Raw genomic sequence first — 14,577 nt, 5'->3', positions numbered from 1 at the left:
TCCGCGCTTATCGTCGGTAAGTGAGCCCGCCGCATGCGGACTTCAGCTTGCCGCCGGTCGCCGCGCGGCCCCATCCTCGACCGGCGTACCCTCACCACCGTGACGAGTTCCATCCGCTCCAGCGCGGCTCCGATCGACGTCCGCCAACTGGGCAGCATCGACTACCTGGCCGCGTGGCAGTTGCAGCGCGAGCTTGTCGACGCCCGCATCGCCGGCGGCCCCGACACGTTGCTGCTGCTGGAACACCCGGCGGTGTACACCGCCGGACGGCGCACCCAGCCCCACGAACGACCCGTCGATGGGACACCGGTGATCGACACCGACCGTGGCGGGAAGATCACCTGGCATGGCCCCGGGCAACTGGTCGGCTACCCGATCATCGGGTTGACCGAACCGCTTGACGTGGTCAATTATGTTCGGCGCCTTGAGGGAGCGCTGATCAAGGTGTGCAACGATCTGGGCCTGGAGGTGGGTCGGGTCGACGGCCGTTCCGGGGTCTGGCTGCCGGCCGGCTCCGGTCGGCCAGCCCGCAAGGTGGCCGCCATCGGTGTCCGGGTGTCGCACGCGACGACCCTGCACGGGTTCGCGCTCAACTGTGATTGCGACTTGGCTGCGTTCGCGCGGATCATCCCGTGCGGCATCGCCGATGCCGGCGTCACGTCGTTATCGGTGGAACTGGGCCGCCGCGTCGGTGTCGATGACGTCCGCTCGGCGGTCGCCGACGCGGTGCGCGACGCCCTCGACGGCATACTGCCCTGCAGTCCTGATGGCACGGCTCCTCAGCCCCCCGTCCCGGCGGGCATCGTCGCCTGCAGTCCTGATGGCACGGCTCCTCAGCCCGCCGTCCCGGCGGGCATCGTCGCCCGCGGGCTTGATGGCACGGCTCCTCAGCCCCCCGTCCCGGCGGGCATCGTCGCCGTGCACGCGTAGCATCGCCATCGTGACCGTCGCCCCGGAAGGCCGTAAATTGCTGCGCCTGGAGGTTCGCAATGCGCGAACGCCGGTCGAGCGCAAGCCGCCGTGGATCAAGGTCCGGGCGCGCATGGGCCCGGAGTACACCGAGCTGCAACGCCTGGTCCGCCGTGAAGGTCTGCACACCGTCTGCGAGGAGGCGGGCTGCCCCAACATCTTCGAATGCTGGGAGGACCGGGAGGCGACCTTCCTGATCGGCGGGGAAGTGTGCACCCGTCGATGCGATTTCTGCCAGATCGACACCGGTAAACCGGCGCCGCTGGACCGCGATGAGCCGCGGCGGGTCGCCGAGAGTGTGCGTGCGATGGGTCTGCGGTATGCCACGGTCACCGGCGTTTCCCGCGATGATCTGCCCGACGGCGGGGCGTGGCTGTACGCGGAGACGGTACGCGCCATCAAGCGGCTCAACCCGTCGACCGGCGTCGAGCTGTTGATTCCGGATTTCAACGGCGATCCAGCCCGGCTCGAGCGGGTTTTCGAAGCACGCCCGGAGGTGCTGGCGCACAACGTCGAAACCGTGCCGCGCATCTTCAAGCGGATTCGGCCCGCGTTCGCCTACCGGCGCAGCCTCGACGTGCTCACCGCGGCGAGCGACGTCGGACTGCTCACCAAGAGCAACCTGATCCTCGGGCTGGGTGAGACCCCCGACGAGGTGCGCACCGCCCTGTCCGACCTGTATCAGGCCGGCTGCGACATCGTCACCATCACGCAATACTTACGCCCGTCGGCGCGCCACCACCCTGTTGAGCGCTGGATCCACCCGCAGGAGTTCGTCGACTACGCGCAATACGCCCAACGACTGGGGTTTGCCGGGGTACTGGCCGGGCCGCTGGTGCGATCGTCCTACCGGGCCGGCCGGCTCTACGAGCAGGCGGTCGCACGGGGTCGCGCCGCTGGCCCCCGCTGACACGGCGCTGGCCACTTTTCCGTATCCTTGGTGATCATGGTGAAATCCCGCAATACCGCTGCCGCAAAGGCCGCCAGGGCCGAGGCCAGGGCCGCCCGTAAGGCCGCCGCCCGGGAGCGCCGCGCCCAGGTCTGGCAGATGTTCCTCATGCAGCGCCGGGAGGACAAGTGGCTGCTGCCCCTCATGATCGGCGCATTCGTGCTGATCGTCGGGGTATCGGTGATGGCCGCCGTGGCCGCGGGCGGGTTCAACACGATCATGATGATCCCACTCGGTATCGTGGTCGGCGCGCTGGCGGCATTCGTCATCTTCGGCCGCCGCGCGCAACGGACGGTCTACCGCAAGGCGGAAGGACAACCCGGTGCGGCGGCATGGGTGCTAGACAACCTCCGCGGCAAGTGGCGCGTCACCCGCAACGTGGCCGACACCGGTCATTTTGACGCCGTGCACCGCGTGATCGGCCGCCCCGGGGTCATCCTCGTCGCCGAAGGATCCGCCGCCCGCGTCAAACCGCTGCTCGCCCAGGAAAAGAAGCGCACCGCGAGGCTTGTCGGCGACACACCGATCTACGACATCGTCGTGGGCAATGCCGAGGGCGAGATTCCGCTGGCCAAGCTGGAGCGCCACCTCACCCGCCTGCCAGCCAACATCAGCGTCAAACAGATGGACTCGCTGGAGTCGCGGCTGGCCGCACTGGGTTCGCGGGCCTCCGCGACCGCCACGCCGAAGGGGCCGGCACCCACCGCGGCCAAGTTACGCGGCGTGCAGCGCACCGTGCGCCGCAGATAACGCGGCTAAACCCAGGCAGGCTGAGTTTAGGCGAAGTCCCCTCGACACGCTTTAGCGGCTTAGCGGCGCACCACAGCGGTTCCGCTCAGCCGGTCCTGCAGACCGCGTCCGTCGGCGTCGACGAACAGCGCCGGAATCACCAGCGCGATCATCACGCCCCGCGCCACCGCGCGGCCGAGCCCGACGTGCGACCGGCCAGTCCCCGCACCCGTCGGCACCACCCTGATGCCCAGGGCGAACTGACCCGGTGTGAACCCGAACAACCGGACAGCAACCACGCCGAGCAAAAGCCAGACGACCATGACCGCGGTCGCCAGCTGCTCCGGTGTCACCATCCCCAACCGCATCGCCAGCGCTGCCAGACCGTAGGCCACCAGCCAGTCGACGGCCAGCGCCGCTGACCGGCGCCCCATCCGGGCCAGCGATCCGGGGCCGCCCTCCGGCAGCCCGAGCGCCTCACCCGGATGCCCGCCACGACGACCGCCGACCGGCGGGCGGGTCTGATGCCCCGATTCCCAGCCGGCGGTGGGCCGGCCCGCCCCGGGCTCGGCGTGTCCGCACCGCGACCGGGCACGACCGGACAGCCAGGATGCGATCACGCGGGCCACCTCCCCACCATAGGTATGCCACCACAGGTACGCCGCGATAGGTCTGCCGGGATAATCGGTATGAGATCGGTACGAGAGTAGCGATGTGACACCCGGTTCGAAGATCGCCACAAGCTGGTGTAACGTCTGCGCAACACAGGCTTGACGCCCAGGAAACATGGGCTCCCTAGCGTCGATCCGGCGATGACCAGTAAAGGAGCACATCAGTGACGGAAATGACGCCCGACGACGTCTTCAAACTCGTCAAAGACGAGGACATCAAATACATCGATGTCCGGTTCTGTGATCTACCCGGCGTCATGCAACACTTCACGATTCCGGCGTCAAGCTTCGACCAGAACGTGTTCGAGAACGGAATCGCGTTCGACGGCTCGTCGATCCGCGGCTTCCAGGCGATCCACGAGTCCGACATGTTGCTGCTGCCCGATGCGGACACCGCGTGCGTCGACCCGTTCCGGGCCGCCAAGACACTGAACCTGAATTTCTTCGTGCACGATCCGTTCACCCTGGAGCCCTACTCGCGCGACCCGCGTAATGTCGCCCGCAAGGCGGAGAACTACCTGGCGAGCACCGGTATCGCCGACACCGCATACTTCGGGGCGGAAGCCGAGTTCTACATCTTCGACTCGGTGAGCTTCGACTCGCGAGCCAACGGCGCGTTCTACGAGGTAGACGCGATCTCGGGCTGGTGGAACACCGGTAATGCGACCGAAGCCGACGGCAGCCCCAACCGCGGCTACAAGGTGCGCCACAAGGGTGGCTACTTCCCGGTTGCGCCCAACGACCACTATGTCGACCTGCGCGACCGGATGCTGACCAACCTGATCAACGCCGGGTTCACCCTCGAAAAGGGTCACCATGAGGTGGGCAGCGGCGGGCAGGCGGAAATCAACTATCTCTACAACACGCTGCTGCACGCGGCCGACGACGCGCAGCTATACAAGTACATCATCAAGAACACCGCCTGGCAGGCCGGCAAGACCGTGACGTTCATGCCCAAACCCCTTTTCGGCGACAACGGATCGGGAATGCACACCCACCAGTCCCTGTGGAAGGACGGCAACCCGCTGTTCTACGACGAGGCGGGCTACGCGGGCCTCTCGGACCTGGCCCGGCACTACATCGGCGGCCTGCTGCACCACGCGCCGTCGTTGCTGGCGTTCACCAACCCGACGGTCAACTCCTACAAGCGCCTGGTGCCCGGGTACGAGGCACCGATCAACCTCGTCTACAGCCAGCGCAACCGGTCGGCATGCGTGCGTATCCCGGTCACCGGCACCAACCCCAAGGCCAAGCGGCTGGAGTTCCGCTGCCCCGACTCGTCGGGAAACCCGTATCTGGCGTTCGCGGCCGAGTTGATGGCGGGCCTCGACGGCATCAAGAACAAGATCGAGCCGCAGGCGCCGGTGGACAAGGACCTCTACGAGCTGCCGCCGGAAGAGGCGGCGAACATCCCGCAGGCCCCCACCTCGTTGTCGGCGGTGATCGACCGCCTCGAAGCGGACCACGACTACCTCACCGAGGGCGGGGTGTTCACCGAAGATCTGATCGAGACGTGGATCGCCTACAAGCGCGAGAACGAGATCGAGCCGGTTAACATCCGCCCGCATCCGTACGAGTTCGCGCTGTACTTCGACGTGTAGGCCAGCGGGTGTCGTCGCCGCATGAAGGGTAATCTTCGGGCCCGGCGTGACGCTTGTGCACCTGCGGCGGTGGCCGTGTTCCGCGTGGTGTTCGGAGCGTTGTTCGCCTGCCACGGGCTGTCCAAACTGGTCGGTTGGCCAGCCACTCACGCGGTCCCGGTCGGCCAGTGGCCGTTGTATTACGCGGGTTGGATCGAACTGGTCACCGGCGCGCTGGTCGTCATCGGCTTGTTCACCCGGATAGCGGCCGGCATCGCGTGCGGCGAGATGGCGGTCGCGTACTTTATCCGGCACCTGCCGCTCGGGCTGGTGCCGATCACCAACAAGGGTGAGCTCGCGCTGCTCTACTGTTTTGCTTTCCTGTTGCTGGTCTTTCTCGGGGCGGGGGCGTATGGGCTAGACGCCCGCCGGTCCGCCACCACTAGGCAGCTGACCCGCTCACCAAGGGGCCGTGAGCAATGATCAGAACCTGTGGATGAGCCTCGGTGAGGGGGCGTGAAGGTGGGCGCACCTTCCCGAGGATGATCTGAAAGTCCAGTAGCTCTGATCAAGACCGGCGTTGGCGCGCTGGTTGGGAAGGTACGCCCATGCTCACCGTAGTTCACGACGCCGATGAGGCCAACGGCAACGAGGCCAGCCGATCGTTGCTCGATGACATCGTCCGCGACGGGGCCCGCCAGATGCTGGCCACGGCGCTCAAAGCCGAGGTGGCCGCGTATGTGGAGCAGTTCGCCGACCAGCTCGACGAGAACGGTCACCGGCTGGTGGTGCGCAATGGTTATCACCAGGCCCGCGTGGTGCTGACCGCGGCCGGCGCGGTCGAGGTCAAAGCACCGCGGGTCAACGACCGCCGTGTCGACCCCGATTCTGGTGAGCGGCAGCGGTTTTCCTCGGCGATCCTGCCTGCGTGGGCACGAAAGTCCCCGCAGATGTCCGAGGTGTTGCCGCTGCTGTACCTGCATGGGCTGTCCAGCGGCGATTTCGGGCCGGCGCTGGAGCAGTTCATCGGGTCGGGGGCAGGGTTGTCGGCGAGCACGATCACCCGCCTGACCGCGCAGTGGCAAGACGAAGCCGCCGCGTTCGGCCGTCGGGATTTGTCCGGCACCGACTACGTGTACCTGTGGGTCGACGGCATCCATCTGAAGGTGCGCTTGGAGCAGACCAAGCTGTGCCTGCTGGTGATGATCGGTGTGCGTGCTGATGGCCGCAAGGAACTGGTCGCATTGACCGATGGGTATCGGGAGTCGAGCGAGTCGTGGGCCGATCTGCTGCGCGACTGTAAGCGTCGCGGGATGACCGCCCCGGTGTTGGCCGTCGGTGACGGCGCTTTGGGGTTCTGGAAGGCCGTCCGCGAAGTGTTCCCCGCGACCCGGGAGCAGCGGTGCTGGTTTCACAAGCAAGCCAATGTCCTTGCCGCGCTGCCGAAGTCGGCGCACCCGGCCGCGTTGGCGGCGATCAAGGACATCTACAACGCCGAGGATATTGACAAGGCTCAGGTGGCGGTCAAAGCGTTCGAGGTCGATTTCGGCGCGAGGTATCCCAAGGCGGTCGCCAAGATCACCGACGACCTGGACACCCTGCTCGAGTTCTACAAGTATCCGGCCGAACATTGGATCCACTTGAGGACGACGAATCCGATGATTATCTCGAGTCTTCGAGTAAGAGGCGCTGTTGACCTGGGGGTTTGCGTTGTGGATGGTGTCTTCGACGCTGCGATGTCATCGGTCTCGGCGGTGGTCAGCACGGTGCGATCGTTACAGAACTGCAATGGTTGGTTCGGGCTGGGAACGGTCCGCGGTCGCGGAGTTGGCCGAGGGCGTGGGCGAGTTGGCGGCGCAGCCGCTGGTTCTCGTCGGCGAGTTCGCGGTTGCGGCGGTTGGCGAGTTCAAGACGTTGGCGTAGGGAGTCATCGCTGGCGCGTTGCCGGGCAGGTAACGGTGTGCTTGGCTCGGGCCGGTGCTGGGCGCGGAGCCGACGGATCTCGTCTTTGATGTCGGTCTGGGTGTAGATCCAGGAGCGCGACACTCCGACGTGGCGGGCGACAGCTTCGAAGGTGAGCACGGCGCCGGCTCTATCGAGCTCATGCATCGCTGCGAGCGCCTTGGCGCGGGTGTATTCGTGACGCTGTTTGGCGGCGGTGATGAGGTGGATGCTGTTGTCAGCCCGCATGTTTGGTGTCCTTTTACTCGTCGAGGGCGGTGATGATGTTGTCCAGGTTGCCCAGCACCTGCCGGTTCATCTCGGCGAGCCGTTGCTGGCCGCGGGCTTCGGCGACGGTGATCAGTTGCAGGACCTGCTGGCGCTGGGCGCGGTGTTGGGGCAGGAACTCGGGGGTCGTCAGGAACATTGGGCAAGTCAGACAGGCGTTGGCGTGCGGGCAGCTCTGCTGCACCGGCAGCCCGCAGTAGCCGTTGGGAAGGGCCTGGGTGGCACGACCCAGTCGTTGCTTGGCCCAGGCCGCGTCGGCCAACGGCCCGGCGGGGTCCAAAGTGACTGTGCGGCCGTGGATGTCGACCTTGCGGGCGGCTTGCCACTGGCGGCGCACTGTGGTGTCGTTCAGCCGGGCATAGTGCCCGGTCATCTGCGCGGAGTCGTGTTTGATATACGGGTGATATTCGGCGTGTCTGCCGTGATCCAGCGGGGCTGACGCGGATGCTGGCGGCGGGAGGTTGTCGTGTTCATGCCGTGCCTGGTTCGTCACCATCGTGGGGCGGAACTGGTCGCGATCACCCTGGGGCATTCGCTGCTGGATGACTACCTGGCCTTCGTTGCGGCGCGAGCCCGGACCAACACATGGCTGGCGGTGGCGTCGGATTTGAAGATCTTCTTCGGTGTAGTTGCCAAGCAACCGGCTCAGGTGAACGCCGCAGATGTCTTCGCGTTCTTGGCTTCTCAACGCACTGCCCGCTTGGGCGAGCAGGTGGTGCGGTTGGAGGACGGCGAGCCAGGGTTGGCGTCGCGCACGATCGCCCGCCGGTTGTCCAGTGTGCGTGGCCTGTATGCCTACCTCGCGGCCCGCGGTGATACCGGCGTCACCTGCAACCCCGTCCCGACAAGCCTGGCGGCGCGTCGCCCCGGTGCTCGGCGCGGCAAGGGCGGCGTGCCGTTGATCCGCACCCCGCGCACGCTGCCCCGGGTGCTGGTGCCAAGCGAGGTCGACGCGTTGCGGGCGGCGCTGCGCACCCACCGCGACCGGGCCATGGTCGAGGCGATGCTGCTGGGTGGTCTGCGACGCTGTGAGGTGCTGGGACTGCGCCTCGACGATGTCAACGCCGGCGAGCGGCGGGTGTTCGTGGCCGAAGGCAAGGGCGGTCGGCAGCGGATGGTGCCGGTATCGGCGCGGTTCTTCGCATCGCTGGGGGACTATCTGGATCAGGAGCGCCCGCAGACGTCGACCGATCGAGTGTTCGTGGTGTTGAAGGGATCCCGGCGTGGCGAGCCGTTGTCGGCTGCCGGTCTGGACGAGATCCTCGAGGGTGCGCGCGGTCGCGCCGGGCTGACCCAGGCGACGTGCCATCAGCTGCGGCACACCTGTTTCACCCGGCTGCGGGAGGCGGGGATGGCGCTGGAGGCGATCCAGGCTCAGGCCGGCCACGCATCGATCGACTCGACCCGCATCTATCTGCATCTGGCCAACGACTGGCTGGAACGGGAGTACCTGCGGGCCGCCGAGGCGATCGAGGCGCAGGTCGTCGCGTCCGGTGAGGCGGCCGAGAAATGAACCGCTCACCGGCACCTCGCCCCGACATCGAGGAGCTCGTCGAGGCGTATAGGGCCGACCTCGTTGCGGCCAGGATGTTCGCGGGACACCCGGTGACCTCGGTGGCCCGCACGTTCTTCACCCGCGTGGGTGTGGCGGGCTGGTCTGCGTTGCCGCTGGCAACCCAGTGCGCTTTGCCGCTGAAGGATCGACGGGTGGTCGGTTGGCTGATCGTGACGGGACGGCTGCGGCCCAGCCCGGACTATCTCGTGGCGTGCCGGCCCTACCTCGGCGAAGTCGCCGCTCACCATCACCGCAGGTTCCACCAACGGTTCGTGGCGACCTCCACTGAGCTCGGGTTCGGTCCCGTCGTGACCCGCCTGCAGTGGTCCGCCCTGGCCAAGGTGGCCGCGCTGGCCGGGCTGACTCCCGAGAAGCTGACCCAGCCGGTGATCGATACGCAGCGAAAAGCGTTGACCAGCGCGATAACTCGCCACCGACCCGGCAGCCACGGCGCCAAGGCACTGAGCGCGGCGCTGTTCGGTGCGCAGACCACCCTGTTCCACCTCGGCGTCCTGGACACCGCGCCCCGCAAGACCAGCCCAAACCGCTCGGCTGAACGGGCCGCCCAGTGGGCGGCGGTCCCGCCGCGGCTGGCGGCCACCCTGACCGGTTACATCGCCCAGACACGGCTGTCGCTGCGGGCGTCGACGATGGTGCGCGTCGAAGGCGTGCTGCGGGAGTTCGCCGGTTGGCTGGCCGCGAACGCCCCCGAGGTGGTCTGCGTCGCCGACCTGCGTCGGACACACATCGAGGCCTACAAGCTGCACCTGAGCACCCGGCCCTCGGCCCGCGGTGGGCGGTTGTCCAAGATCAGTCTCGCCGAACACCTCGGTACCTTGCGCACCTGCTTCGACCGGCTCACCGAATGGTGCGGCGACGACATTCCCGCCCGCGTGCTCATGTTCACCGGCGACCTGCCGCTGCGCGACGACCCGCTGCCCCGCTTCCTCGACGACGCCGCGTTCACCAAGCTGCTGCAGGCCGCGCGCACCGCTGATGATCCGTTCGTTCGACTGTGTGTGGAGTTTCTGGCCCGCACCGGGCTGCGCAAGGGCGAATTCCTCGATCTCACAGTTGATTCCGTGGTGCAGATCGGGGCGGCATACTGGTTGCACGTGCCGCTGGGGAAACTGCGCACCGACCGCTACATCCCCTTGCACCCCCAACTCAAGGACCTCCTCGACGCCTGGATCGCCAACCGACCCACCAGCTTGCGCAGCCCCTACCTGTTTATCGAATACGGCCAACGCATCGGCGAGGGCCGCGTCGATCGGGCAGTCGCTGAAGCCGCGAAAGCGGCTGGCATCGGCCGTGTTTCGCCGCATCGTCTCAGGCATACCTTGGCGACCCAGGCGATCAACCGCGGCATGTCCCTGGAAGCGCTGGCCGCGCTGTTGGGTCACCGATCTATGCGTATGACGCTCGTTTACGCCCGAATCGCCGATCGCACTGTCGCCGACGAATACTTCTCCGTCAGTGAAAAAGTCGAAGCCCTCTACGATCAGCCGCGCGCACTTCCCGCCGACGCCGAAGGCGCTGAAATGCGCAAGCTCCGTGCCGAGATGCACCGCCGCATGCTCGGCAACGGCTACTGCGCCCGACCCGTCGGCCTGGACTGCCACTTCGAATCCATCTGCGAATCCTGCACTTTCTTCCAGACCACCATCGAATTCCGCCCGACTCTGCAGGCACAACGCGACGACGCCGCCGAGAAAGGACAACTCGGCCGCCAGAAAGTGTTCGACGGACTGCTCGCCCGCCTCGACGATGCCGCCTCCTGACCGCACCCACTTGACAAGATCACCCGCATAATGGTCGAGGATGCGCCGCACCACCTCTTGGGGAACATCGCGGTTGATCAGCCGATGCCCGAGGGTATGGCGCCATTGGTGAGGCGTCAGGTGCACCGGCTGGCCGTGTTCGTCGCGGATGTCGCAGGCGGCCAGCCAGCGCAGTAGCGCCGCCCGATAGGTGGGACTGGCGATTGGCTGGGTGCCGTCGACATTTTTCGTCGGCCGCGGGAACAGGCCGGGTGTGCCGGCCGGCCAGCGTTGGGCGATGCGGTGCCGGTGTTGGGTGATCAGTTCGCGCAATTGCTCATCGATCGGCACCAGCGCTTCGCGTTTCATCTTGTGGTTGTAGTAGCGCAGATACGGGGCGTCTTCGGCGTCGGCGACCAGGCAGTCGGCAGGCAGCCGGAGCGCGTCGGTTACCCGCAGCCCGCAGCGCATCAAGATGATCGTGACCAGCCGGTGGGCGGGGTCGGCGAACTGGGCGAGGTTGTCGGGGTGCTCGAGCTGGGCCATGACATGTTCGGCCAGCGCCCGCGGCAGCCGTTCGGCGCGTTTGGGATAGTCCTCGACGTAGAACGTCGCGTCGGCGGGAAGCGCAGTGTCCCAGCAATGTTGGCGGATAGCGGCGAAAAACCGGTTGAGCAGGCCGATGTGGGCGGCACGACGTTGCGAGCAGATACGCTCACCGCGCAGATCAGCGAGGTAGCGTTCGAGCACCAATCTTTCGATCCGGTCGATCCCGGTGACGTCGATATCAGCGAGGAACCGCGCGAAGCGGGTGATCACGACGTTCGGTCTGGCGCCGCCGGCTTCTAGCCCCAACCCGCTTGATAGTCGCCAACGAATCCATCGTTTGGCCAAATCCCGCAGCCACGGCTGGGGTATCCCGCCGAACCGCAGGGTGCGGTCACCGTCGTAGCCGAGGCGGCGCATCCGCCAGACATCTCGGTCGAATTCGGCTTCCCACCCGCCGCCTTCGGCCAGGTCAGCGATCGCGCGGTAGCCGTAGCCGAACAGGCCTCGCGCACGGTTATCGTTGATCAACGATGGGACTCGCTCATTCCAGGCGTGTTCATCGTGGTCGAGTAACGAGGACACATCCGCCTCAGCGAGCATCCGCACCACACGCATCACAACGTGCGCGGTGAGCTTGCCCTGCCGTTCGTCGTGACGGCGCTGCAGCACGTACTGCATCTCCAGCTTCAGTTGCGGATTCAGCCCATCGAGCCGGATCACCTCGCTGGCCAGCGGCCGGGTCGCCGCGAAGCGGTCGGCGAACTCGTTGACGTCGGGTCGCCCGTTGACTTTCCAGGTGTTGGTGTGGGACTGGCAAAACGGTGATGTCCCTTGCGGCCACAACTGGCAGTGCGGGATGCGGCACGTTCCACCTGGAGTCGGCTGCTGCGCCGCCGCGGCGTCGGCCAGCCACACATTCAGATCCGGCCGACCGGCTCGCTGCCATCGCTGAGCGTGTAGACCGCACAAACCGCCACGGGCAGAACCGTATCCGCAGCCTTGCACCCGGCAGCGTTGGTTAGGGCGTTGCCGGCGCCATCGTGGATCAGTCGAGCCAACGAACTGCTGCATATCCGGGCGTCCCTCGTCGACCCACCGGTGCAGATGCGCCTGACACAAACCACGCCCGCGTGCTGTTCTGCTACATTCCTCGACCCGACAGGAGTCCCCGCCGAACACCGGGTCCTCGGGACCGAATTCCATGACATCGCTGCGGAATTCACTACGCACTGCCGCCATCAGCTTGCCCAGCAGCCCAGACGAGACACCGCCGGGAACCGGGGCGGTCACCAGCTCACCTGCTTATCGGCAAACCAGCCCGCCTGCTCCATCATCCGGCGGGCGTCCTCGACGGTCAGGTGCCCATATGTCGAACTCGTGGTGGCCACCGAGGAGTGACCGAGCAGCCGTGCCACCACCTCGATGCCAATACCGTTGCGCAGCATCCGCGTCGCGGTCGTGTGACGCAGCCAGTGCGGGTCGAAGTCGATGCCGATCCGCCGGCGCAACCGGCGCACCACGTCGTAGACCGCGGCGTAGGTCAACGGATGCCCGCGCGGGTGACCCCACAGATTGACGAACACGTAGTCGCTGTCCAAATCGCCGTACTCGGCGTGCAGGTAGTCGGCATACAACCGGATCAGTTCGGCGCTGACCGGGATCGTGCGCGAGTTGCCCGACTTGGCGCGCGCGCCGTTGGCATTGTCGCGGCACTGTAGCGTCACCTCGCACTCGGCAGCGGCAAAGTCGTTGTGCCGCAAACTGAGTGCTTCACCGATCCGCATGCCGGTCTCATACAACAGGGCAAAGAGCAATCGGTCCCGCAGCCGCTGACAACCATCCAGTACGGCCTGCACCTCGACCGGGGTGAGCACCCGGGGCAACTTCTTCGGCGTCCTCACCGCGACCACTCGCCGCGGTTTCGGGTCGCTCTTGCTGATGTGATGCAGGAACGGCCGCCAGCCGCCACGCCCACCGCCGACCTGCCACGACGTCAACAACTCGCCCACCTGGACGCCGTCTCGACCGGCATGGGTATAAAACGCGCCGACCGCCGAAAGCTTGCGATTCACGGTGGATTCCGTGCAATGATGCGCCACCGACGGCAACACCGCCACCCGCCCGTCGCGGGACTGCAGCGGTAGCCGCAGCCACGCCACGAACTCACCCACATCGGCGAGCCGCACCGCCCGCCAATCCAGCCCGCGATCGGCCAGGAAGGTAAACCAGAACTTCAGATCGTGCGCATACGCCTTGACCGTGTTCGGCGATCGCTCGATGTCACTCAGATACGCCAGATACCGCTCCACCGGCGCGACCGGGGCATCGTCCTCGCCGAGGACCGTCCACGATTCACGCGACGAGACCGGTGAGATGACTCGGGCAACTTGCATCGTCCCTCCGCAGGCTCTGCTTCCTGGACGACTGCAGATAACCATGTCCACCACGCAGAACCCAGCACCTCAACGCCGCGTGTCGGACATCGAAGACACCCTCAGAGGAACTCCAGATAACGATCGAATCGACGTTCGCCACGGTGCGGTTGCGGACCAAGGTCACCAAGGGACCAGGATCACGGGCAGCCGGTATTGCCATGGCCTACAAGTTGATCGACGCCGCCCAGGCCCGTTGGCGGGCCGTCAATGCCCCGCACCTGGTCGCCCTGGTCCGTGCCGGCGCCGTCTTCCACAAAGGCAAACTGCTCGAACGCCCCATCGACATCACACCCGCAGCACCCGATGCCGAATCAACCGAAACGGAGGTCGCCTGCAACATCCCGATCCACAGGTCTTGACAATTTCTCAGGGGCCGTGCCGCTGGAAGCGGCCGACCCGGACGCGGTTGATCAAGGCGCCGAAGGAACATGTGGGATCCGGAAGTTGATCATCAGGCCGCAGCCGCCGGCGTCATGTCGTGGCACCGAGACCGAGCGCCAGCGAGATGGTATACGCCTCGAAAGCCGAAACCATCCAGCGCCGCCAACGGTATCGGGTATTGCCCGCTAGCCCTTGTTGGCATGACACACGTCCACCACCAGCGACTGCGCGGCCGGTGAGCTGAACGAGAAATCGGTCGAGAACGTCCGCGCGTGAACCCACGCTCACGGAAGTGCCGAATCAGATGACCGAGGCCGCGTTGGCGGCTTCGGTCAGAGCATACGAGCCCGCACTCGATTCCAGGGTCGAAACGAACAACTCATGGATCGCCGCAGCTTGGGCGCTTACCGCCTGGTATGCCGAGGCATGTGCCGCAAAGCGCATCGCGGTCAATGCCGATACCTCGTCTGCCGCCGCGGGTACTACCCCAGTCGTCGGTGCTACGGCGGCCGCGTTGTGGGCGCTCACCGACGAACCTATACCCGCCAAATTAGCAGCGGCAGCAGTCATCGCCTCCGGCTGTGTCGTGACGAACGACATAGATGTCCCCCTTAAAAAGGTTCGCAACATTGTTGTTTGGAGTTTTTCGTGGTGCGCTGACCCGGATCGATCACGGAGGGAGCAGGTACCTCATCATCGGCATAGCACACGAGTGAAGCCGAGACCGCACCGCCCAGCGCACTCCTTGCTAAGTGTATCGGATCATATTA

12 protein-coding genes and 4 pseudogenes are annotated in these 14,577 nt (G+C 66.1%); 10 read left to right on the top strand and 6 right to left on the bottom strand.

Features of this window, described 5'->3' with window-relative positions:
• Positions 1-99 precede the first annotated feature (99 nt).
• The 3 genes and pseudogenes from lipB to MSM1_RS18510 form a co-directional block, all read left to right on the top strand.
• Positions 100-786 (top strand): annotated as a pseudogene (lipB, locus tag MSM1_RS18520) (lipoyl(octanoyl) transferase LipB); the annotation flags it as partial.
• Positions 787-940: 154 nt separating this feature from the next.
• Positions 941-1,879 carry a lipoyl synthase gene (lipA, locus tag MSM1_RS18515; protein ID WP_307857437.1) on the top strand — a complete coding sequence of 313 codons (939 nt, stop codon included), beginning with the start codon at positions 941-943 and terminating at the stop codon, positions 1,877-1,879.
• A 36-nt stretch (positions 1,880-1,915) separates the two neighbouring features.
• A complete protein-coding gene (locus tag MSM1_RS18510; protein WP_213445131.1) occupies positions 1,916-2,668 on the top strand; it encodes a DUF4191 domain-containing protein in 753 nt (250 codons plus the stop codon).
• Positions 2,669-2,727: 59 nt separating this feature from the next.
• Here the strand turns inward: MSM1_RS18510 and MSM1_RS18505 are convergent, their stop codons facing one another.
• Positions 2,728-3,276 carry an RDD family protein gene (locus tag MSM1_RS18505; protein WP_374101742.1) on the bottom strand — a complete coding sequence of 183 codons (549 nt, stop codon included), beginning with the start codon at positions 3,274-3,276 and terminating at the stop codon, positions 2,728-2,730.
• A gap of 206 nt (positions 3,277-3,482) precedes the next feature.
• Between MSM1_RS18505 and glnA the strand changes: the two genes are divergently transcribed.
• From glnA to MSM1_RS18490, 3 genes and pseudogenes are all read left to right on the top strand, one after another.
• A complete protein-coding gene (gene glnA / locus MSM1_RS18500; protein ID WP_213445129.1) occupies positions 3,483-4,919 on the top strand; it encodes a type I glutamate--ammonia ligase in 1,437 nt (478 codons plus the stop codon).
• 21 nt (positions 4,920-4,940) lie between these two features.
• Positions 4,941-5,381 (top strand): DoxX family protein, encoded by a 441-nt coding sequence (locus MSM1_RS18495; protein WP_213445126.1) that lies wholly within the window; start codon positions 4,941-4,943, stop codon positions 5,379-5,381.
• A gap of 125 nt (positions 5,382-5,506) precedes the next feature.
• Positions 5,507-6,559: pseudogene (locus MSM1_RS18490) on the top strand (IS256 family transposase); the annotation flags it as partial.
• 97 nt (positions 6,560-6,656) lie between these two features.
• Here the strand turns inward: MSM1_RS18490 and MSM1_RS22165 are convergent.
• Positions 6,657-7,088, bottom strand: a complete 432-nt coding sequence (locus MSM1_RS22165) for a DUF6262 family protein (RefSeq protein ID WP_282100971.1) — start codon at positions 7,086-7,088, stop codon at positions 6,657-6,659.
• 13 nt (positions 7,089-7,101) lie between these two features.
• On the bottom strand, positions 7,102-7,623 hold the full coding sequence (locus MSM1_RS18485; RefSeq protein WP_236056891.1) for a hypothetical protein: 522 nt from the start codon (positions 7,621-7,623) through the stop codon (positions 7,102-7,104).
• Between MSM1_RS18485 and MSM1_RS18480 the strand changes: the two genes are divergently transcribed.
• Complete coding sequence (locus tag MSM1_RS18480) at positions 7,600-8,640, top strand: tyrosine-type recombinase/integrase (RefSeq protein ID WP_213441018.1); 1,041 nt, start codon at positions 7,600-7,602, stop codon at positions 8,638-8,640. The genes MSM1_RS18485 and MSM1_RS18480 overlap by 24 nt on opposite strands.
• The gene (locus tag MSM1_RS18475) at positions 8,637-10,463 is read left to right on the top strand and encodes a site-specific integrase (protein WP_213445124.1); all 1,827 of its coding nucleotides are present in this window, start codon (positions 8,637-8,639) and stop codon (positions 10,461-10,463) included. Before MSM1_RS18480 ends, MSM1_RS18475 begins: the two co-directional genes overlap by 4 nt.
• 87 nt (positions 10,464-10,550) lie before the next feature.
• Here MSM1_RS18475 and MSM1_RS22160 read toward each other — a convergent pair.
• Positions 10,551-10,913: pseudogene (locus MSM1_RS22160) on the bottom strand (transposase); the annotation flags it as partial.
• Positions 10,914-11,612: 699 nt separating this feature from the next.
• On the opposite strand from MSM1_RS22160, the gene MSM1_RS22155 reads away from it, so the two are divergent.
• Positions 11,613-11,816: a hypothetical protein gene (locus tag MSM1_RS22155; protein ID WP_236056889.1), complete on the top strand. Its 204-nt coding sequence runs from the start codon at positions 11,613-11,615 to the stop codon at positions 11,814-11,816.
• 461 nt (positions 11,817-12,277) lie between these two features.
• Here MSM1_RS22155 and MSM1_RS18465 read toward each other — a convergent pair whose 3' ends face one another.
• Positions 12,278-13,384 carry a site-specific integrase gene (locus MSM1_RS18465; RefSeq protein ID WP_213445122.1) on the bottom strand — a complete coding sequence of 369 codons (1,107 nt, stop codon included), beginning with the start codon at positions 13,382-13,384 and terminating at the stop codon, positions 12,278-12,280.
• A 122-nt stretch (positions 13,385-13,506) separates the two neighbouring features.
• Between MSM1_RS18465 and MSM1_RS18460 the strand changes: the two are divergent.
• Positions 13,507-13,785, top strand: a pseudogene (locus MSM1_RS18460) (IS256 family transposase); the annotation flags it as partial.
• Between the two features lie 322 nt (positions 13,786-14,107).
• On the opposite strand, the gene MSM1_RS18455 reads toward MSM1_RS18460, so the two are convergent.
• A complete protein-coding gene (locus MSM1_RS18455) occupies positions 14,108-14,407 on the bottom strand; it encodes a PE family protein (RefSeq protein ID WP_213445120.1) in 300 nt (99 codons plus the stop codon).
• Positions 14,408-14,577 lie beyond the last annotated feature (170 nt).

Origin of the sequence: Mycobacterium sp. SM1, assembly GCF_018361265.1 — a bacterium.
Classification (GTDB): domain Bacteria; phylum Actinomycetota; class Actinomycetes; order Mycobacteriales; family Mycobacteriaceae; genus Mycobacterium.
This window is presented reverse-complemented; position numbering and strand designations above follow the sequence as displayed.